This is a genomic window from Vibrio sp. CDRSL-10 TSBA (assembly GCA_039696685.1).
Classification (GTDB): domain Bacteria; phylum Pseudomonadota; class Gammaproteobacteria; order Enterobacterales; family Vibrionaceae; genus Vibrio.
Map to the genome: position 1 here is coordinate 1,468,213 of CP155565.1, position 22,046 is coordinate 1,490,258.

Annotated in this window: 12 protein-coding genes and 5 pseudogenes; 15 read left to right on the forward strand and 2 right to left on the reverse strand. The window is 50.0% G+C overall.

From position 1 onward, the window contains the following. The 15 genes and pseudogenes from tagH to ABDK09_07285 all read left to right on the forward strand — a co-directional run bounded on the left by tagH (window position 1) and on the right by ABDK09_07285 (window position 20,774). A complete protein-coding gene (gene tagH, locus ABDK09_07215) occupies window positions 1–1,581 on the forward strand; it encodes a type VI secretion system-associated FHA domain protein TagH (GenBank protein ID XAW87887.1) in 1,581 nt (526 codons plus the stop codon). Window positions 1,582–1,583: 2 nt separating this feature from the next. Beyond that, window positions 1,584–2,060 (forward strand): type VI secretion system lipoprotein TssJ, encoded by a 477-nt coding sequence (gene tssJ, locus ABDK09_07220; GenBank protein ID XAW87888.1) that lies wholly within the window; start codon window positions 1,584–1,586, stop codon window positions 2,058–2,060. Window positions 2,061–2,066: 6 nt separating this feature from the next. After that, window positions 2,067–3,402: pseudogene (gene tssK / locus ABDK09_07225) on the forward strand (type VI secretion system baseplate subunit TssK). Between the two features lie 2 nt (window positions 3,403–3,404). Next, the gene (icmH, locus tag ABDK09_07230; GenBank protein XAW87889.1) at window positions 3,405–4,178 is read left to right on the forward strand and encodes a type IVB secretion system protein IcmH/DotU; all 774 of its coding nucleotides are present in this window, start codon (window positions 3,405–3,407) and stop codon (window positions 4,176–4,178) included. A 24-nt stretch (window positions 4,179–4,202) separates the two neighbouring features. After that, window positions 4,203–6,814: pseudogene (gene tssH / locus ABDK09_07235) on the forward strand (type VI secretion system ATPase TssH). Between the two features lie 2 nt (window positions 6,815–6,816). Then, window positions 6,817–8,397, forward strand: coding sequence for a sigma-54 dependent transcriptional regulator (locus ABDK09_07240; protein XAW87890.1), 1,581 nt, complete (start codon window positions 6,817–6,819; stop codon window positions 8,395–8,397). Beyond that, window positions 8,394–9,050 carry a type VI secretion system-associated protein VasI gene (vasI, locus tag ABDK09_07245; GenBank protein ID XAW87891.1) on the forward strand — a complete coding sequence of 219 codons (657 nt, stop codon included), beginning with the start codon at window positions 8,394–8,396 and terminating at the stop codon, window positions 9,048–9,050. The genes ABDK09_07240 and vasI overlap by 4 nt, the downstream gene beginning before the upstream one ends. A 9-nt stretch (window positions 9,051–9,059) precedes the next feature. Beyond that, a pseudogene (gene tssA / locus ABDK09_07250) lies at window positions 9,060–10,467 on the forward strand (type VI secretion system protein TssA). Window positions 10,468–10,528: 61 nt separating this feature from the next. Further along, a pseudogene (gene tssM / locus ABDK09_07255) lies at window positions 10,529–14,031 on the forward strand (type VI secretion system membrane subunit TssM). A gap of 77 nt (window positions 14,032–14,108) precedes the next feature. Next, window positions 14,109–15,383, forward strand: a complete 1,275-nt coding sequence (locus ABDK09_07260; protein XAW87892.1) for a type VI secretion system ImpA family N-terminal domain-containing protein — start codon at window positions 14,109–14,111, stop codon at window positions 15,381–15,383. A 194-nt stretch (window positions 15,384–15,577) separates the two neighbouring features. Then, window positions 15,578–17,651: pseudogene (tssI, locus tag ABDK09_07265) on the forward strand (type VI secretion system tip protein TssI/VgrG). Further along, complete coding sequence (locus ABDK09_07270; GenBank protein XAW87893.1) at window positions 17,633–18,241, forward strand: DUF4123 domain-containing protein; 609 nt, start codon at window positions 17,633–17,635, stop codon at window positions 18,239–18,241. The pseudogene tssI and the gene ABDK09_07270 overlap by 19 nt, the downstream one beginning before the upstream one ends. Then, window positions 18,238–19,110, forward strand: a complete 873-nt coding sequence (locus ABDK09_07275; GenBank protein XAW87894.1) for a LysM domain-containing protein — start codon at window positions 18,238–18,240, stop codon at window positions 19,108–19,110. The genes ABDK09_07270 and ABDK09_07275 overlap by 4 nt, the downstream gene beginning before the upstream one ends. A 19-nt stretch (window positions 19,111–19,129) precedes the next feature. Beyond that, window positions 19,130–19,939 carry a hypothetical protein gene (locus tag ABDK09_07280; protein ID XAW87895.1) on the forward strand — a complete coding sequence of 270 codons (810 nt, stop codon included), beginning with the start codon at window positions 19,130–19,132 and terminating at the stop codon, window positions 19,937–19,939. Further along, complete coding sequence (locus ABDK09_07285; protein ID XAW87896.1) at window positions 19,854–20,774, forward strand: hypothetical protein; 921 nt, start codon at window positions 19,854–19,856, stop codon at window positions 20,772–20,774. Before ABDK09_07280 ends, ABDK09_07285 begins: the two co-directional genes overlap by 86 nt. A 29-nt stretch (window positions 20,775–20,803) precedes the next feature. On the opposite strand, the gene ABDK09_07290 is transcribed toward ABDK09_07285, so the two are convergent. Both ABDK09_07290 and ABDK09_07295 read right to left on the reverse strand, forming a co-directional pair. Further along, complete coding sequence (locus tag ABDK09_07290; protein XAW87897.1) at window positions 20,804–21,022, reverse strand: hypothetical protein; 219 nt, start codon at window positions 21,020–21,022, stop codon at window positions 20,804–20,806. A gap of 1 nt (window position 21,023) precedes the next feature. Continuing rightward, complete coding sequence (locus ABDK09_07295) at window positions 21,024–21,824, reverse strand: SUMF1/EgtB/PvdO family nonheme iron enzyme (GenBank protein XAW87898.1); 801 nt, start codon at window positions 21,822–21,824, stop codon at window positions 21,024–21,026. Between the last annotated feature and the right edge of the window lie 222 nt (window positions 21,825–22,046).

The window sequence follows — 22,046 nt, forward strand, 5'->3', positions numbered from 1 at the left end:
ATGAATGCCATGACACAGCCCTCGGTGACTCTTCTGGTAACCAATGTCCAGATCCTCGAATCCGGACTGGCTGCTCAATCCACACTTACGGTCGATGGCGGTACTATCGGCAGCGACGCCTACGCCACCTGGCGTCTGAAAGATACCCAGGGCAAGGTGAAACCTCTGCATTGTGAAGTGATGTCGGTCGATGGCGCTTTTTGCGTTAAAGATCTGTGCGGTGACACTTATGTCAACGGTTCGCATATGCCACTGGGCCGTAATCAGCTGGCGCGTCTGGAAGATAAAGACGAAGTCACCGTCGGCCCTTATCAACTGCGCGTGTTGCTGGATAAATCACGCGATAGTGAAGACAGCGATGGTCCGCTGGATGCGATGTTTAAGTCGCAGCAAGTTGATTTACTCGCAGACGAAGTTTTCGATGACAGTGAGCTTATCGCTGCGGATGAAGAACAAGCCAACCACGATCCTCTGGCCGCGCTGGATGCGTTGGTCAGCAGTGAAGATGACGGCGAATCTTTACTCAAGGAAGTCGAAAAAGCACCGGACAGTGAGCAACCAGCCAGTCTCGTTCCGCAGGATAACCTGGTGCTTAATGATCCTTCTTTCACTCCGCAGGCCGACAGTGAGTACGAGATGACTTCTTCTATCCGCCTGAAAAAAATTCTTGGCTTCGGACGTTCTGCTTCGGCAAATGAGTCGTCACAACAGCCTGCGGCTGCTCAGCCGACCATGCATCAGCAGGACGCCCAGCAGCATCAGTATCAGCAAAACGATCAGTCTGGAAATAACGATCAGGTCAGCAATTACGATCGGTTAATAAATAACCAGCAATTTAAAAATAATACAGCACCAACAGATATAAACACAAACAACGAATCAGAGGGCTTAACCATGGATGAAAACGTACTGGATCTTCTCGAAGAAGAAGTCGCCAAAAGTATGCAACCTGCGACCGATCACACCACCACATCTGCCGCCGGCGGCCAGCATCTGCTGACCGGACCTATGCTGCAGGGCCTGGGTATTGATCTGAGCGAGAACAATGATATGGAACGCATGCACATGCTGTCCCATGAACTCGGTGAATCGCTGCAGGCGTGTGTCAAAGGCTTACTGCAACTGCACGAACAGGTTAGTGAAGGCCGTTTTGGCACCATGAACCGTAACCTGCAGCCGATTGAAGATAACCCGCTGCGTCTTGGCCTTAATTACCCTGACACCATCCGCACCATGTATGACGCGGATAAAAGCCTGGTTCACCTGTCTGCACCGGCCGCCATTTCTGAAAGCCTGAAAAATGTGCGCGACCATAACGAAGCAATGCAACACGCAACGACTGAAGCACTGAGCCAGATCCTGAATGCATTTTCGCCTCAGGTCCTGCTGCGTCGTTTTAATCACTACAAGCGTAACAGTGATAACCAGACCGGTTCTGATGAAGCCTGGGCATGGAACATGTACTGCAACTACTACCAGGAACTGACTTCGAACCGTCAGCGTGGTTTTGACAAGCTGTTCTGGGAAATTTTCGAGCAGGCTTACGACAAGAAAATCCGTGAGAAGCAACTGGAGCTGTAATCGTGAACAAGCTGCTGTTTATGCTGCTTTCGCTGCTGCTGTTGTCGGCCTGTAGTTCGACAGAGCCCTACGAGCCCGCGAAAGAGCCGACTAAGGTGACATTCAGTCTGCTGACCGATGAAGGGGTGAACCCGAGCATCTGGGGAGAAGCGTCGCCGGTTGAAATCCAAGTTTTTGAATTGCAGGACGACTCGATGTTTATGTCGGCCGACTATGACCAACTCAAAGACGATTATAAAAAAGCACTGCGCAGTAACTTTGTTAAAAACTACGACTACGTGCTGATGCCGGGACAGTTCAAATTCGTCAACCCATTTGAACTGGATGAAAACACCCATTACATCGGCGTGATGGCGCATTTTTCGGATCCGGAAATCAGTGAATGGAAAAAAGCGGTCAAAGTGCTCAATACAGGCAGGGAATACCACCTGCTGATGTTTTTTAAAGATTACAACGTCAAACTGGATAGGGTGGAATAACACAAGATGTTTGCTCGAAACCGTGTGATCTGGAATGAAGGGCTGTTCATTAAACCCCAGCATTTCCAGCAGCAGCAACGTTATACGGAATACCACATCGATGAGCGCATGAGTGCGGTCAGCCGTTACCTGTATGGTGTTTCAGAGTTGTCACTGAATCCTGAATATTTGTCTTTTGGTCGTATTGCGATTGAACGTGCGGTGGGCATCATGCCTGATGGCACCGCGTTTCGTATTCCGCAGGAAGATGCGATGCCGGATGCGCTGGAAATTGACAACGCATCCCTGGCAAACCAATTGGTCTACCTGGCTGTGCCGCTGCGCAGTGAATCACTGATGGAAATTAACTGGCCGGAAGAGCAGGGCACGGGACGTTATGTCAGTCGCCGCCTTGAAGTACGCGATGTGCATACCGTTCAGGGTGACAACACCACAATTGATGTCTCGCCAATCCGCATGCAGTTAATGCTGGAAAAAGAAGACCGCAGTTTCGTTTGCTTCGATTGCGATTGCGCGCATTCTGGAAAAGCGCCCGGACGGCAGTGTGGTGATGGATCCTGACTTTATTCCTTGTCATCTCAACGTCGTTGGCAATGCTGCGCTGCACCGTTTTATTAATGAGATGTCCGGTCTGATGCGTGAGCGTGCGAAAAATATCGCCCAACGTATCAGCGCGCCATCCCAGGGCGGTGTGGCTGATGTATCGGACTTTATGTTATTGCAGGCATTGAACCGTCTGCAGCCTCAGATGCAGCACCTGGCGGAACTGCGCAGCCTGCATCCGGAGCGTTTGTTCGAGTGCCTGGCGTCGGTTTGCGGTGAGCTGGCCACTTTCACTGACGAAGGCCGTCTTCCGCCTTCATTACCGAGTTACAACCACGATATGCCAAGCTTGTCGTTTGGTCCGCTGATCCGCAGCCTGCGTCAGAGCCTGAGTGTGGTTCTCGAACCTCGAGCGGTCTCAATCCAGCTTGATAAGCGTAAGTACGGTCTGATGGTCGCGCCAGTGCACGATCCTCAGCTGATGGACAGCGCTGAATTTATTATCGCAGTTAAAGCCCGTATGCCTCTCGACGATTTACGTCGCCTGTTTACTCAGCAAACTAAAGTGTCATCGGTTGAGAAGATTCGCGAACTGATTTCACTGCAGCTGCCGGGTATTCCGCTGATTTCGCTGCCAGTGGCGCCGCGTCAGTTGCCTTACCACGCAGGTTACACCTACTACCAACTGGATAAGAGCAGCCCGGCCTGGTCGATGCTGGATCACTCCAGTGGCTTTGCGTTCCACGTTGCCGCGGCATTTGATGATCTTGATTTGCAGTTCTGGGCGATAAGGAGCTAACCATGGCACAGAATAAAAAAGAGGGCCAATACGCCAGTCTGCTGTTTGACGATGTCGAGCAGATCAACCATGACCAGGATTACTGGTTTCAGCTGCGTGGTGATAACCCGAATGTACTGATTGACGCAGCCACCCCGCTGTTTGGTTTGTCTCTGCGCGTTCGTTCATTGTCGGAATGTCACAACATTGAGCAGATCTACAACCAGACCGTGGAAGAGATCAAAGCGATTGAGATTGAGCTCTCGGAGCAGGGATTCGAGCACGCGATTCTGATGGCTTACCGCTACATTTTGTGCGCATTTCTCGATGAGGCTGTCATGGGCACTGAATGGGGCGCCTCCAGCGTCTGGGCTGAACATTCGATGTTGTCGCGTTTTCATAACGAAACCTGGGGCGGTGAAAAGGTGTTTACCATTCTGGGTCGTCTGGAAGGTGAACCCAAGCGTTATCAAGCGTTGCTGGAATTTATCTATCAGTGTCTGGTGCTCGGGTTTGAAGGCAAATACCGCGTGATGGACGGTGGACAGGTCGAGCGTGAGCGTGTGATTAGCCGTTTGCATGATGTACTGGCCACTCTCGATGATGAAGAGCCGCAGGATCTGACTCGTGCGACGGATCATGTGGTGAAAGCGAAATACAAACTAAGCCGTGAAGTACCCCTGTGGTCCGTGTTTGCCGGATTCCTGGTGCTGTGGGTCGGCATCTTCCTTGGTTACAGCTATCTTCTGCATAGCAAATCAAGCGACGTAATAACTCAATTAAATCAAATACTTTAAAAATTATAAGGCTAGGTGATCGCCGTGATCCGTATTGAACTCCCAACGTTGATTTCGAAATTAAATGCCCAAAGTAAACTGGCATTAGAACAAGCGGCGTCTTTGTGTATTGAACGTCAGCATCTGGAAGTGACGTTCGCCCATTTTTTAGATGTAGTGACAGATAATCCTCTTTCTGACGTTCGACTGGTCATCAAACAGGCCGCTCTTGATGTCGAAGCGGTCAAACAGGCGGTAGCCTCCGGTTATGCTCGTGAACAGGCGCTGGATACTTATCCGGCGTTTTCTCCGTTGCTGGTGGAACTGCTGCAAGAAGCGTGGCTGCTGTCGACCACTGAGCTGAATCAGACTGAACTGCGTTTCCGGCGCTATGCTGGTCGCGGCGCTGACTCAGGCCGATCGTTATCTGTCGCCACAACTGGCGTCTCTGTTGGCAGATGTTAACCGCGAAAGTCTGAAGAAACATTTTGATGCCATTGTGGCAGATTCAGCCGAAACCGCAGTGGATAAACCGGCTCAAGGCACAGCAGCGCAGGCACTGTCTGGTGCCACGTCACCGCTGGATAAATACTGCACCAATGTGACCGAACAGGCGCGTAAGCAAGAACTCGATCCGGTACTGTGCCGTGAAAACGAGCTGAATCTGATGATCGATATCCTGTGTCGTCGTCGCAAAAACAACCCGATCGTCGTTGGTGATGCCGGTGTGGGTAAAAGCGCGATGATAGAGGGCCTGGCACTGCGCGTTGTGGCTGGCACGGTTCCGACCCAATTACAGAAGGTTGAGCTGCTCTCTCTTGATCTTGGTCTGCTGCAAGCGGGCGCTTCCGTCAAAGGTGAGTTTGAGAAACGCCTGAAAGGCGTGATTGACGCGATCAAGAATGCGCCAAACCCGGTGATTCTGTTTATCGATGAAGCGCATACCCTGATTGGCTCTGGCAATCAGGAAGGCGGCAGTGATGCAGCTAACCTCCTCAAGCCGGCGCTGGCACGTGGTGAACTGAGCACCATCGCGGCGACGACCTGGAAAGAATACAAGAAGTACTTTGAAAAAGATCCGGCTCTGACCCGTCGTTTTCAGCTGGTTAAGCTGGAAGAGCCAAGCATTAATCAAGCGGTCGACATTTTACGTGGTCTGAATAGTGTGTATGAGAAAGCACACAACGTGTTGATCACTGATGAAGCGCTCAAAGCCGCTGCTGAGCTGTCGGCGCGCTACATTTCGGGTCGTCAACTGCCGGATAAAGCGATTGATGTGCTGGATACCGCGTGCGCGCGGATCGCGATTAATATGACGACGCCGCCAAAACGTCTGGCGCAGTTAGAAACTGCGTGTCATCAGCGTCAGCTGGAAATCGACATGCTGCAACGTGCCCATTACCTCGGCCAGACGGCCGACTTAGGTCGCCTGGATGAACTGCGCTCGCAGGAGTTGGCGGATGAAGCAGAGAAGCAGACCCTGACCGAGAGCTGGCAACAGCAAAAACAGCGGGTTGAGACCATTATTGATCTGCGCGCGCAGTTGCTGGATCTGGCTAAACAGGATGATGTGGATCCAGAAACCCGTGACGCTCTGCAAGCCGATCTGGAGTCTCATTATCTGGCTCTGCAAGCGATTCCGCATCAGGAAGTACTGATGCATGCGCAAGTTGACGCGGAGCAGATTGCCGAAGTGATCGCGGACTGGACCGGTGTGCCGGTTGATCAGATGAACAGCGATGAACTGCACAAAATCACCCATTTAACTGAGATCCTGGGCCGTTCGATTAAAGGCCAGGATATCGCCATTGAACGTGTGCATCGCAATCTGTTGACCGCGCGCGCTGATTTGCGCCGCCCTGGTCGTCCGAAAGGGGCGTTTCCTGCTGGTTGGCCCGAGCGGGGTTGGTAAAACGGAGACCGTGGTTCAGCTTGCAGAGCAGCTGTATGGCGGCAAACAGTTCCTGACCACCATCAACATGTCAGAGTATCAGGAGAAGCATACCGTATCGCGCCTGATCGGCTCACCTCCAGGTTATGTCGGTTACGGTGAGGGCGGCGTGCTGACCGAAGCGATTCGTAAGATGCCATATTCTGTCGTACTACTGGATGAAGTGGAAAAAGCGCACCCGGAAGTACTGAATATTTTCTATCAGGCGTTTGATAAAGGTGAGTTGGCCGACGGCGAAGGTCGTCTGATCGATTGTCAGAATATCGTGTTCTTCCTGACCTCAAACCTCGGCTATCAAACCATTGTCGATTATGCCGAGCAGCCTAAACAACTTGATGAAGCTTTGTATCCGGAACTGGCGGCCTTCTTTAAACCGGCTTTGCTGGCCCGCATGGAAGTGATTCCTTACAAACCGCTCAGCAAAGAGGTGCTGGCAGAAATTGTTAAGGGCAAACTAAACCGTCTGGAAAACTTGTTCCGTGACCGTTACAACGCTGAAGTGGTAATTGAAGAACGCCTGATTGACGAAATCCTTACTCGTGCGACACGCAGTGAAAACGGCGCGCGTATGCTCGAAGCCATCATCGAAGGCCAGCTGCTGCCGCCGGTATCTCTGGCATTGCTGAGCAAACTGGCTGAGCAGCAACCGGTACATCGCATTCACCTGGATGCGGTGGAGGGTGAATTTATCGGTGAGGTGGATTGAGCATGAGTAACTGGCTTACTTTCACTGCAGACTTAGTCGGGCTGAGAAAACCGCAGCAGCTGGCTACTCAGTTTGTCAGCATTATCAGCCGGGAGCTGGGCTTATCCAATGCACTGCTGTTGTTGCCAAATGCCAATGGACGTCTGCTGGTCCCTCATGATGAACGCCTCAGCTATTCCTGGTCAGTGACGGATTTTGAAAATCCGTTCTCGCATGTACTGCAGTCTTCTAAAGCCATGCATCTGACTGCGGAAGAGTTGGTCTTCTGGCAATCGAACCGGACCTTCAGCCAGTTAGTGGCTAAGGTCGGGATGTTTGATTCAGTCTGGATTCAGCCGTTGCCGATGGGGCACCGTCACGTGCAATCCATTCTGGTACTGATGGGTGACAGCAGCGTGGTGGGTAAGATCTTTACCGATGAAGCGTTTCTGAAATTTATCGATGTGTTCTCGCAGCAATGGTCTTTGCTGCATGATATGGAACGCGAGGAGCAGACGCGCCTGGCGCTGAAAGAATCACTGTGCGATTTTGAACGTGATTCTGCCCAGCGCGTGCTGGTTAAAGATCTGTCGCGCAAACTGATCGGCGACAGTGCCGTGATGCAAAAACTGCGCGAGCAGATCGTCAACGCTGCAAGTTCAAATCTGTCGGTAATGATCCAGGGTGAGACTGGTACAGGTAAGGAGCTGGTGGCCGAAGCGGTACACGATTTGTCGTCGCGCCAGCGCGCTCCGTTTGTCGCGATTAACTGTGCGGCGATTCCGGAAAACCTGCTTGAGAGCGAGCTGTTTGGTTACACCAAAGGCGCTTTCTCCGGTGCCGACAGTGATAAGCAGGGTCTGATCGCTCAGGCCAACGGCGGCACCCTGTTTCTGGATGAAATCGGTGATATGCCGCTGGCGCTGCAGGCTAAGCTGCTGCGCGTACTGGAGTCAAAAACCTTTCGTCCGGTGGGTGGGAAGCAGGAGATGACTTCCGATTTTCGCCTGGTGTCGGCAACCCACGTTAATCTGCTGGATCAGGTGCGTCGTAAAGCGTTTCGTCAGGATCTTTATTACCGACTGTTCCAATATCCGCTGACGCTGCCACGTCTGTCTGCTCGACTTGATGATATCGATCTGCTCAGTCAGCACTTTGTCCATCAGTTTAATCAGCAGCATGGTAAGAACATCCGTGGCCTTCATTATCGTGCGCTTGATTGTCTCAAGCTGCACGATTTCCCGGGTAATGTACGTGAACTCAAGCACTTGATTGAATTTGGTTGTGCCCAGACGGCAGAAGGTACCCAGGTTGAAGAACACTGTTTCACCGCGCGTATTGTGCCTGCGGCCAGTCCGGCTACCGCTTCGTCAATCGCACCAAGTGCCCCGGCCGATATCGCGTCAGACGACGTACCGGCATCCGAGCAGAATTTTAATGTGATTAACGATCTCAAGCAGGCGCTGAACGATTTTGAAGAAAAAATCATTCGCGAGCGTCTGAGTCATTTTTCCGGTGACCGCGCCAAAGCAGCGGAAAGCCTTGGTATTCCTAAACGTACCCTGGCTTATAAGTGCCAAAAGCTGGAGATCAAAGCGCTATGAGCCGAGCAATGTTGTTAATGCTGGCAGGCTCGTCTCTGCTTGGCTTGTCAGGGATGGCCCGGGCAGAAACGGCGCAGCAGACTCTCGAAGCAGCCTCGCAGTGTGTGCAGGTCAACGCTCGTCTTGAGCGCCTGGCCTGTTTTGATCGCGTATTTGAAACGCCGGTAGAGGTGGCAATGCCAACCGCACAAAGTCATCTGCCGCCATCCTGGCAGCGTGCGATGCAGGCTGTGCAAAATAGTGATGAAAACTGGACACTGACTACGGAAGGCGAGGGCAAAGGCAGCAATGCCTGGGTCACGCTGACCGCGCTCAACCAGAAGACCCGTTTTGCCGACAATGCGAAACCGGTATTGATGATGAGCTGTATCGATAACCTGAGCCGGGTTGAGCTGGCGTTGCCGAGCGGTGTTTCTGATGCGCGAATCGAAATCTCTGCGGCTGGCCTGGACCCGCAATATATGCGCAGTGACGACAGCGGTGTGTTGATGTCATCGGCGCGGGGCATGCCGGCGATCAGCATGATGAAATCAATGGCCGGACAATCGCGCTTGTTACTGCGTTCCAATGCGCCGTTTGCTGACGGGCTGCAGTTTGATACCGAGCCGTTGACCAATGCACTTAGTGCATTGCGTGAACGTTGTGGCTGGTAGGAGAAAAAGATGGAATTGACCGAATACCGCCAGTCTGTCGCGCAGCCGATCCAAGGGGAAAGCCGGGTCGGTGAGCGTCTTATCGATGACCCGCTGTTTGATTTTGTTGAAGACCAAATGATGAAGGTCGGCTCACTTTCCCACGGTAGTGTGCAGTGGGATGAAGTTGAGCACAGCGTGGTCAAGCTGTTGAGTGAAAAAACCAAAGATATCAAATTGCTGGTTTACTTGCTGCAGTGCCTGCACAACCAGTTCACTGCCGCGCGTTTCATTCTCTCGTTTAACGTCATGACCGATTTCATGGCGGAGTTCTGGGAAGAGAGTTATCCGGCGCCGGGTAAACGTGGCAATTTGCCGCGCCGTAAGTTTTTCAGCCAGATAGCGCAGCGCTTTGCCATGGTCGTCGAAAAAGTCGACTTCAACCGTTTTGATGCCGCTGACCGCGAAGCGCTCGCGACAGCCGTCGATGGCTGGCAAAAAGTGATTGAAAGTCAGGGACTCAGCTCTGAGGCGGTCGATTTGGTGGTGCGCAGTATCACCAGTCAGTTACGTCAGGCCGAACAGCGCCAGCAAACACAGCCGGCGTCTGCACAGCCGGTTGCGGCTGCCGCGACAACGACAACACCGACCACCAGCAGCCCGTCACTGGCGATTGACAACTCAAGCGATAAAGCAGCCAAACAGACCTTGTTAAAAGTGGCGGACTTTCTTGCTGAGCAGGAGTTCGGGGTTGCGCTGTCGGTACGTTTACGTCGCTACGCTGTATGGGGAGCGATCACTTCGCTGCCTGACCATAAGGCAGACGGAGAAACCATGCTGCGTGGCATGCAGCAGGATCGAATCAAAGATTATCAGGATCAGATGCGTAATCCTGACCTGACGCTATGGCGCAAGGTTGAACAGAGCCTGACCTTGTCACCGTACTGGTTCGACGGACAGCTGATGAGCTTCAATATCGCGCGTAGCCTGGGCAAAGAGACCTGGTGCAGCGCGATTTTAGAAGAGACCGAGCAGTTTTTGCAGCGCATGCCGTCACTGTATGAACTTAAGTTCAAGGGCGGTGAGCCATTTGTGTCTGAAGAGGTGGAAGCCTGGCTGGCGCAAACTCAGCAGACGACAGAGACGCAAAGTGTCGGTGACTGGCAGGATAAACGTCAGGAAGCACTGACGCTGGCGAAAGAAGGTGGTATCGCGGTGGCTTTGTCGATGCTCAACGACGGACTGGTAGCGGCGACTGAGCCGAGAGACCAGTTCTACTGGCGCCTGCTGTCTGCCGACCTGATGCAGGCCAACCATCTTGATGCCATGGCTCAGCAGCAGTACCAAACATTACATACACAAGTATCTGCTATGCAGGTGACCGACTGGGAAACCCTCGCTGGTGGAACAATTAGAACGATATACAACGTCAGAGTAAACGAAGGACACCATCCATGTGGAGATTTATTGTTGGGTTAGTGAGAAGGCTTAAGCCAGGCATGCTGGCCGCATTACCTATTTTGCTCGTCACCCTGTTCATATTACTGAACGTCGCGATTTGGTGGGCGGGACCGTGGTTAGAGGTTTTTGAAACCAAGCCACTCCAGTCTGTATTGTCGCGCGTGGTCGCCAGTGGCTTGTTCACTCTGGGCGCTCTGGCGTTATGGGGTTTGCTGCAGTGGCGTAAACTGCAAAACTATCAGGCACAGCAAAAGCGTGATGAACAACTGCGTCAGGACCCGATCCGGGTTTATGAAGAGCGCCAGGAAGTGGAACTGAACCAGGTCATGGTCAATATGCGCCAGAACCTGAACAAGCGTAACTACCTGTATTCCTTGCCTTGGTATCTGGTACTCGGGCTGGAAAATGCCGGTAAAACCAGTTTGATCAACCGCTCGGGGCAGAAGTTTGTCTTCTCTTCCGTCATGCGCGCCTCCGGACAGAAGAGCGAAAACCCGTATTCATTTGACTGGTGGATTGGTGATGAATCGGTTCTGATCGACCCGGATGGTGAACTGCTGACGCAGGGTAACCGCAGTGAAGATAACGATGGTGCGATGGAGCGCCGTCTGTGGCTGCATTTTGTTAAGTGGCTGGACCGTACCCGCAGTCGTCGACCGCTCAACGGTATTGTGCTGGCGCTGGATGTGTCTCATCTGGCAACTGCGACGGCGTCTGAGCGTAAAGCTTACGCCAGCCTGCTGCGCGCGCGTCTGCGTGAGCTGATGGAGACGTTGTCAACGCGTCTGCCGGTCTACATTGCTCTGACCAAGCTGGACTTGTTGTATGGCTTTGAACCTTTCTTCAAGCACTATACCAAAAGCCAACGTGAGGAAGTGCTGGGCTTTACTTTCTCGCTCGATTCAATCGACAACCTCGATAACTGGCTGGAAGAGTTTGGCAAAGACTACGCCGAGTTTGTGGAACGCATCAATAATGCGCTGCCACATGCGGTATCTGCGCCGATGTCACTGGAAGAGCGTAATGCGATTTACAGCTTTACCCGTCAGGTTTCGGGCCTGAAAGAGATTCTGGGTCAGTTTTTTCAGGATGCACTGGCCAGTGATCAGTTTTCTACCTCTGCTCTGGTGCGCGGCGCTTACTTTACCTCTGTGTATCAGCAAGGCGTGCCGACCAACGCGTTTGATGATGCGGCATCGCGTCGCTACGGTTTGTCACATGCGGTCAATACTGCGCAGCGGGCGAAAAACTCAACCATTTATTTCACGCAGAAGCTGTTCACCAACATTATCTATCCTGAGGCCGGTTTAGCGTCGGATAACTTCCGTATTGCGCGTCAGAAACGCCGTCTGATGGCGTTGTCTGTGATTACCGGTACTATCGCAACCTTACTCTTGGTGGGCAACTGGCACCGTAATTACCTTGCCAACGTAGAACATGCCAATGCCGTGCTGGCCAAGGTAAACCAATACCGGGATGAGTTCCCGTCTAAAGCGAGCTTGGCATCGCAGAAAGATGTGCTGGAACCGCTCAACAAAATTCGCGAAGCGACGCTGGAATTTGGCTTCTTCCGTGAAAAGCCAAAATACGTTTCAGATTTCGGACTGTATCAGGGACATACTATCGGCCCTATGGTCGAAGCAACCTATCTCAACCTGTTGGAAACCCGCTTCCTGCCGCTATTGATGGCTGACGTAGTGATGGATCTCAATCAGGCTCAGACCGACGAAGAAAAACTGGCGGTGCTGCGTGTGTATCGCATGATGGTGGACAAGAGCGGCCGTTATCAGGATTACGTGATGGATTATTTCTCACGTTACTGGCAGCAGGAGTTTCTCGGGTCGTCGTGAAATTCAGGAAGAGTTGCTGGGCCACCTCGACTATGCGATGCGCCATACCGATCTGGCTGGTGAAAGCCTGCATGGCAACAAGGCGGCGACTAAGGTGATGAAACCTTATGAGCCGACCATTGCCAAGGTTCAGGCTGAACTGGGCAGCATGCCGAATGATCAGCGTGTGTACCGTAACCTCAAACTGAATGCACAGACGGTATTAGGCCCTGCGATTAACCTGCGTAATCTGGTGGGACCGGTCTTCGATGTGGTATTTGAAGAGCGCGTGATGAACAGCAGCAGCCTGTACATTCCGCAGATGCTGACTAAGCGTGGCTTTGAAGAGTACTTTATGCCGCGTTCTGAGTCGGTGTCTGAGCTGGCACTGATCGACAGCTGGGTTCTGGGGCAGTCTAAGTCCGCTCAGTTCAGTGAGGCGGACAAACAGGCACTGCGCAATAAGATTCGCGATCAATATGTCGCCGACTACACCAACACCTGGCGCGCAGCATTGAACGAAATTGATGTGAAGTATTTCAGTGACATCAATGATGCCGTGGCGGTACTGGATAACCTGACCGGGAACATCGAGCCGATGCAGCGTCTGCTGCGCACGCTGGACACCAATACTGAGTTGTATGCCTCTCTGCCGGATGATGATGCGGCGCAGCAAGCGCTGTTGCAAAGCCCGAAATACAAAGTGGCATCGATGATCGAGTCACCGTTTGCTGAGCTGAATGACATGCTTAAACCGGTGGGCGATAAACCGGCTTACATGAATGAAGTGCTGGCCTCGGTGGAAGAACTACAGAATTACCTGAAAGCGATTCAGACTGCTCCGGATGTCGGCACTGCGGCACTCGATGCGACCAAGGCACGGGTGAAACTGGTTAATGCGGATCCGATTTATACCCTGAAACGTATCGCGTCCGGGCTGCCAAAACCGCTCGACAGCATGATTGCCAAAATTGCTGACGAAAGCTGGTATGTGATCAAACAAGAGGCGATCCGCCATCTGGAAGTGCGCTGGCATGATGATGTCTACAACACGTTCCAGCGTAAACTGGCGGGCCGCTATCCGTTTAATCCGAAGGCGAAAAAAGACGCATCGCTGCAGGACTTTGAAGCCTTCTTTGCGCCGAACGGTACACTGGATAACTTCTACAATAATCAGTTGCGGATGTTTATTGAAGAGAACATCACTGTGAATGACGGCGAAAATGCTCAGTCTTTGATTCGGAAAGATGTGCTTGGCCAGATCAAACAGGCACAGAAGATCCGCGATGCTTTCTTTAACCGCAAAGGCATTCTTGATGTCAGCTTCTCGGTTGAACCGCTGCGTCTGAGCGGCAACAAGCGCCGCAGTGTGCTCAATGTCGACGGTCAGTATCTGGCGTACAGCCATGGTCCGCGTGACAGTGTGGAACTGATTTGGCCAAACACCCTGCGTGATTCTGCGGTGTCTAAAGTGACGCTGGTTCCGACTCAGTCCAATATGTCACCACGTAGTATTGATATTCAGGGACCGTGGGCGTTTCTTCCGTCTGCTGGACCAGGGTGATGTGGTGGCTGCCAGTGCAACTTCGGTGGACTATAAGTTTGATGTCGATGGCGGTGACATGATCTACCGCATCAATTCAGAGGCGAACGCCAACCCGTTCACCGAGCGCTTGTTTAACTCGTTTAAGCTATCCAATACCTTGTATTAAAAAGTTTATTTTCGATATTACTAACCTAATTAAGTGAGCGGGGTAACCCGCTCCTTTATTCTGGGACTGAGCCGTACATGTCCAATATTTTGTTTATTGATAACGCCTACTACCGGGTTTGTGAACAGGTGGATGAGATTCGTCATCTCGATGAGTACCAAAAAGTAAGAGATGAGATCAATCGTCGTTTTAACCCATTGGCCGGGGCGACAGACTGGGAACTGGTGCGCGATTGTTGTGACACTCTGGCCAGAAAGGCGGGGGTGGATCTGATGATGAGCGGCTACTTTGCGGTGGCGAGTCTGAAAACTCAGGGGCTGGCCGGATATGCCAACGGACTGGAATTACTCAGTGCCTGTCTCAACAGTCAGAACAAGCCGGACGCCAAGTATGCCAAGATGCACAAAGAGGTGCTGGACTGGGTGAATGGCAAAGTGGTGCCGGAACTGAAAGCCATTAAGCCCAACTATGAATCACTGCGTGATCTCTATCGTTGTGAGCGCTTGTGCGAACGGATTCATCACCAGTTGGAGAAGCAGCAGCCGGATTACCCGGTTGATTTTGAAAGTGTCGGATTTGTGCTATTTGAACACATTGACCGGATTGAAACCCAGTACCACAGCCTGGTGAAACGTCAGATGCAGCAGCAGGCTCAGGAGCCGCCGAAAGTGTTGCGCAGCTTGCATCGTAAATGGGTTGGCGCCGCATTTGTCCTCGGCGGTCTGCTGTTTGGTGCCGGAGTCTGGGCTTATCAGGTGTTGCCATGGTTCAGCCACAGTGATTATTCGGCTGAGGTGAAAGTGGCGACGCTAAACAGCGACCAGGCTCTGCGTCAGTTCCAGCTTGATGTTTCCCCGGGCCAGGTAGCGCGCTGGAAAGAGGATCTGGTCGGGCTGTATCAGCACTCGATTGAGCGAAAAAGTGCCGCTTCAGTTGAACAGAGTAAGCGCGAAGCGATGCATGAGATGTCAGCGCTGATGGCGCTCTATCAGCAGGATCCTAAGGTGGCTGAATCGCAACAGGCATTTTCAGCCGCGCAGCAGGAGGCGCTGGAGCAAACCGATACTTTTGTGCAGCGTTTCGGTGAAATGCGTACCCGTATGGCCAACATTGCACTGCTGGCAAAACGTGGCCGATGGAGCGAATTACAGCGTCAAACCAAATCGCTGGAAGATTTTGCCGTGAGTCTGTCACCGATTTATGGCCGGGTGGATTACGTGCAGAGCCTGATTAAGCAGGGCGAGGTCGACGACGCCCGTAAGGAGTTGGACATCCTGAAACTGCGCCTCAATAACCTGAGCTGGACCATGGCCCAGCTGGAAGAAAATCTATCCGCAGACGTGGCGCGCTGAGAGCGTCACCTTCATCACACGGCGGGCAAAAAGTTGCGTATTGGGCAGCTTCTTGCTCCGTCGTGGCGGCAGATTGCCCTGATGATGAATTTTTAAATATAACTAACTGATTATTAATATAAATAGGTTTGGCATTACCCTTGCTGCAAACCCAGATTTGCACATTATCAACGGTCAGAGATAGGAATGGCAGGATGGCGACGTTAAGTTACAAGTTCCGGGTAGATGGTCTGGAACCCGATACCCTAGTGGTGCATGCCTTTGACGGGCAGGAGACCCTGTCCTGTGAGATCATAGATGGTCGTCCGTGCTACGGGTTTCGCTATGAACTGGCGCTGGCCAGCCGCCAGCCTAGCATCAGCGCCGAAATGGTGGTGGATAAAAGCGCAGAACTGACCCTGTATCGAGACGAGGTTCTGGTGCAGCGCGTGCATGGCGTGGTGCGGGCTTTCAGTCGTGGCGACACCGGCCATCATCATACATTCTATTCCCTCACTCTGGTTCCGGCGCTGGAGCGTTTATCACTGCGTCACAACAGCCGCATTTTTCAGCTCAAAACCGTTCCTGAAATTCTGTCTGTCCTGCTGCAGGAAATGGACATCAATGATTACGCCTTTGCGCTGACCCGCGATTATCCGCAGCGCGAAACTGTGCGTGCAGTATCGAGAAACCGACCTCGAATTCTTACACCGTCTGGCTGCGGAAGAGGGGCTGGTGTACAGCTTCATTCATCAGGAAGGCCAGCATACACTGCTCTTCAGTGATGCGTCTGACAGCCTGCCTAAACTGGGCGAGCCGGTACCTTATAACACCTTGGCGGGCGGTGTGATGGATACGCCATACATCTCCGCATTGCAGGTTCGTACACGTGCTGAAGTCAGTCACACCGCGATGCAGGATTACAGCTTTAAAAAGCCGGCCTATTCTTTTGCGCAAAGTGCGCTGGGTACCGAAATGGATTACCAGCACACGACTTACGAGCATTATGACGCGCCGGGCCGCTTCAAAGAAGACGTCAATGGTAAAGCGCTTAGCCAGATTCGGCTTGAGTTCCTGCGCCGCGATGCGCGCACTGCGAGTGGTCAGAGTAACCAACCTTTGCTGCGCGCCGGAATGAAATTCGATTTGCAAGAGCACTTAAATGACAACCTGAACCGCGACTGGCTGGTGGTGAGTGTTCACCACCAGGGCACTCAGCCCCAGGCGCTGGAGGAAGAAGGCGGCAGCGGTGCCACCACTTACGCGAACCAGTTCAAACTGATCCCGGCACATATCAGTTGGCGGGCAACACCGGAGGCAAAACCTCAGGTTGATGGCCCGATGATTGCGACCGTGGTCGGCCCACAGGGCGAAGAGATCTTTTGTGATGAGCATGGCCGGGTCAAACTGCATTTCCCCTGGGACCGCTACTCCAATGCTGATGAACTCAGCTCATGCTGGGTTCGGGTATCGCAAGGCTGGGCCGGCAGTCAATACGGAATGCTGGCGCTGCCACGCATTGGCCACGAGGTGATAGTTTCATTCCTTAACGGCGATCCGGATCAGCCGATCGTGACCGGCCGTACTTACCATGCGACCAATACCACGCCATACCCGCTCCCGGAAAACAAAACCAAAACGGTGATCCGCAGCGAAACCCATCAGGGTGAAGGATTTAATGAACTGAGTTTTGAAGATCAGGCCGGCAGCGAACAGGTCTACCTGCATGCTCAGAAAGATTTCGATGGCTTAGTCGAGAATGACCACCGCAGTGAAATCCGCCACGACCGCCATGTTACGGTAGAAAATGACCGCTTCAGCCAAGTCGTGGCCAATCAGCACCAAACTATCGGTGGTGAGAGTCGCAGTAGAATCGGCGCGGACAGCAGCCTGAAAGTCGATGGCTCAGCCCAGCACCAAGTCGGCAATCTCATCGCGGTGCAAGCCGGGCGTGAAATCTCCCTCAAAGCCGGCGCTAAATTAGTGGTCGAAGCCGGTGCCGAAGTCACCCTCAAAGCTGGCGGCAGCTTCGTCAAAGTCGACGGTGGCGGCGTGCATCTCTCCGGCGCAGCAATCAACCTCAATGCCGGCGGCAGCGCAGGCAGTGCCTCCGGCTACGCCGGACAGGCAGCCTTGTTACCGGGGGGAGTTGAGGCTGTAGCGGCGCCTGCTGATATCGCTTTACCAACGATCACACCGACGGCCTATTTACAGATGATAGATAGCGGTTCATTGCTTAAAGAATTGTGTAACTGCGGTGCGGGGGGCACATGTCCGATTCACCAATAAAACCAGAATGGCGGGTTATCGCCACATCGCCACCGGAGTTGTCCGAGACGCACAAAATTTACGCGTTATTAGAAACAGAATTGTGGCCTGAGTGGCGAATAGAGTTATACAAAACGACCAAGGAACCTCAGTACGCGATGCTATTTGACGGGACCCGCTTCAGCTCAATTAGCAACGGTCCGGCGCTGATTGATATATCTGAATCTGCGGAGATGTTACAACGCTGCAGTGAGGTGCTTACAGCAACTCCGGGTGGGAGCGTGATGGTGACATCTTCAGAAGTCGGGCTGCAAGAGTTATTGCAATCACTACGCAACAGTTTGATTGTGCTCAGCAATAACAATGAAGCGATATTTCGCTTTTATGATCCCAGAACCATGCTACCGATGCTGGCTGCTATGACAGATGACGAACGTGCCCAAATGTTTGCCCCAGTTCGTCAGTTTATTTGGCATCACAAAGTTTGGTTAAGTGCTGATATTGCACATACAGCGGAGTTCAAGCCAAGTCAGCCTTGGGAAATTACTTCAACTCATATTCAACACATGCAATCAATCCTGCAACAGTGGTCACGGAGTTTCAAACAGTGAGTCAGTCATACACCATTCAACCAGGCGATACCTTACTGCAGATCGCGATTGATCAGCAGGTCGACTACACGGCCCTTTTAGCTGCTAATGATAAATATCAGGCAAACCCGGACTATATACGAGCTGGTGACATTCTTATTTTACCTGAGTCTGAAATAGTAGAGAGTATTGAACCAACTTATTCCGTTGAACCACCTGTATACGGTCCTGAATGTGAATCTGAAGGGGAAATAATTTCTCAGCCGGAATGTAAAGCAATTGAAGTTCATGATGTTGTTTTCGTAACCGGAGATTCACCGACAGAATATTATTGTCTTAGTGCAGATCATCAAGAAAAGATAAAAAAAGAAGTAAAATGTACTGACCAACTTATACAAGGTTACAAACAACTGTTGGATGATGCACCAACTGATGCTGATCTAGATCCGAAAAAGATTGAAGAACATGCACTTAGAAAAAAAGCATGGTTGGAGGATGCAGTTTATGCTGGCGCGATCAAAGTCGATAGCCAAAAACAAAATGCAGGTGTAGCACAAGAGCGCTCAAAAGAGTCACCTCCGACCCAGCATTATATTAGCAGCAAGATCACGGAGTTGAAGCAACGCAAGGCAATAGTCAGTAATTACGTGAAAGACTCAGATGAGATTTCGGCAGTCATTTTAAGAAATAGAGTCATTAAAAGTATTGATAGTGAAATATCACATTGGGAAAGGCAATTTAATAAGCCATCATCCACGGCGACTTCAAATAAACAAAGTATTGATCTAAATAACTTTAATACAAAAACATTGCAAACTAAACCGCCTCGCAGACATGTCGTAGAAGTGTGGTTGGTTAGCGAGAAACAGATTGGTTTACGTCCGATCTGACTTTTTTGAGAAGGCAAAATTGAGATGGAAGAACAACCCTGTAAAAACAGAATTATTAAAGGCTTTATCGGCTCGTGATTGGCAAAAATTTAAACAGGCCGTAGTTACTGATATTAAGAAAGGATTTGATGATTCAGTTACGGCAGGAAAAATAGACGCTGTATTTGCTGAATGGAAAGGTGATTGGAAATATCATGAGTGGAAGGCTTCGCAAGAGTTCCACAATGACGAAGGGGAAGTCGTATTTGCAGCAACACAGGAAGCACAATTATTTCGTTTTGCAGCACAAGCTAGCGTGAAAAGTGAGCTCGAACTTACGAAAGGCAAACTTGATATAGGGGTAGGCGCTGAGGCTAGTTTCGCACTTGCTGAAGGGGCCGTTGGGGTGAAGCGTTATTATCCGTCTGAGAATGGCTATTCGGTTGAACTAAGCTACACCGATGCGAATAAAAAACCAGCGGTATATCCATTTGGTAGTTTTAGAGCTAATGCCAGTTTGATGTTAAGTTGTTTTGTGGGAGGGATGACTAACGGCAGAGTTAGTATCAGTAACCAAGCCAAACCAAATCCAAATCCCGGACACGAGATTCTATTCTCTCCTACAATAAGTATGGATAAGATGCCATCTGGCGGGGTAGGCGTTAAAGCAGAAATATTCGGCGGCGCTCAAGCTGGAGGTCAGTTGGAGGGGGCGATGGAATGGAAAGCTCCTCCTGACATAGCGTTAGACAAGGTATTTGATTTTGAAACACTGGCAAAGGTTAGTGCAAACGGGAAACGTTGCATTCGGTGCAGGTGCTGGCTTGGATTTTCAACTCAATTACGATAAAGACGAACACATATTTATTTTTAGCTGTTCAGGGCGATTGGTTTTTGGGCCTGGAGCTAGCGGAGGTTTTGGTACGGTTATTCAATTTGATCAACTATGGCAATTATGTGTAATTATCTTTAAAGGATTACAAGCCATAGATTATAGGATTATGGATAATATCGGCGAGCCAATGTATAACTATCTAGTTCAATCTAGCTATGCTGCTTTTGTTGCCGATTTTGTAAGCGACCCTAAAAATGCATTAAAAGAAGTAATTAGTGATTCTCAGAATAAAGTTAGTATATGGTGGAAAGATCGATTAGAAAATTGGAATGATAAAGTAGGTTTACAAATCGAAGCAGAAACACTGGCTGAAAACATAATAAAGAGTGTGACTATTGATGGTAGCTTTAATAGTGAGGAAGTTTCTATGCAGGAGTTGCCCCCTGAAACTGTTGGAATTATGCTAAATACACTTGTTTCCACATTCTATTTTTCATTTGAAGAAAAACAAGAAACGGCTATATATATATTGTTCGTCTCTATGGTCAAAACCTGGCGTCGTCTTGAGGAAGTTTTAGTTAGATTGAACTCAGAAGGTACGAAACAAAATGGAGAAAAAGTTATTTTTGATAATTTACGGCGTATCAATGCGATTTTAGACGGTGAGCAACAATTAAATTTCAATAACTGGGTTATTAAATTAGCTGAGTTAGATAAAATGAATATTTATAATTATAAGAACATGAAGCCATTTACACCCAAGACTGGCGCTATGTTTCGTGCTAAGCGTATTATTATTGAAGAGAAAATTAATAATTTAAATAATAACAATGGGAGTTATTACGTATAACTTGCTCTTTTTCAATAGAAGTCGTATTTCTATTCGACTTCTATTGGAGTTTGTATTGCACAACGGAATCCATGACGATAAGAATAATTTTTCTGAACAGGGGCGTCGCCTACCCGCTTCATTGTTTTACTTCTTCTCATTACTTTCTTTGTTCCAGTATCTGGGCCTTGAGGATTATATTCAGGAGAATTTTTATAGTAGTCTACTGAAAACCAGTCATTAACCCATTCACCGGCACCTCCTGTCATATCATATAAACCTAAGGGGTTTCGGTGGGAAAGAACCTACTTTGTCTATACCCATTGAATTTCCGACATTCACTTCATCTTTATTAAAATTACGATAAAAACCGATCTCTTTATCATAAAATTTGCCATTTTCATGTTGAAGAAACCCGTTGTTAGTTGCGTAATAGAGGTTTTTTCCTCTGCTTCTTGCTGCATACTCCCACTGAGCTTCAGTCGGTAGATCAAATGGGAGTGAGGTTATTTTTCCGACCCACTGGCAGTAGTCTTTAGCCTCTTGCCATTTTCTTGTTTTTGCCGGCCAATTAACAAAATTTTTTAATTTTGATTCTGACCTTAACATCGGTTTACCATCAATTTTTCGCTGTACAAAAGGCATGTCTAGAGTTTGAAAGTAAACATCCAAATCAAGCATTTCAGTTTCAAATTTTGATAGTGAATACGAATCCAATGTTACTTTGTGTAGATGACTGGAACCATTTTTAACGCTAAAAAAATCAGAAAGGCAAGTTGAGTCTGGAGTCCACACCGGTCGGTTAAGATCCTCATTCTCGCATGGCATTAGAAAATCACCCATCATAAAACTGCCGCCTTCGATAAAGACCATATTCTCTATAGACTTTACCGCCACGTTAACAATCTTTTGTTTTAGTGACTGCTCAGTATCCGGATACAGGTTGTTTACAGTATGAATAATTTCATCGATTTTATTCTGAGATACGACATCACTTTTAGCTTCGATATTACTGTTGCATGCAGTTAAAATTATCACTGAACCAACTATGCCTAGCCATTTATGTTGCATTAATAGTCCCTCTTTTTGAACTTATATTCTAAGACTTTATTGAACTGTGTAGTAGGTTTGAAAAAAACATGTAATGTGATCTTTGTCCAGATTTTTGTTGATGTAAGTTTTAGATTTATAGCTTTATTGAAAAATACCCATTTATTTCTATATCGAACGTAAAAGTATTAAAACCAGTTTACTAAAACTCAATAATGATAAAAAATGAAATGGGACATCTAG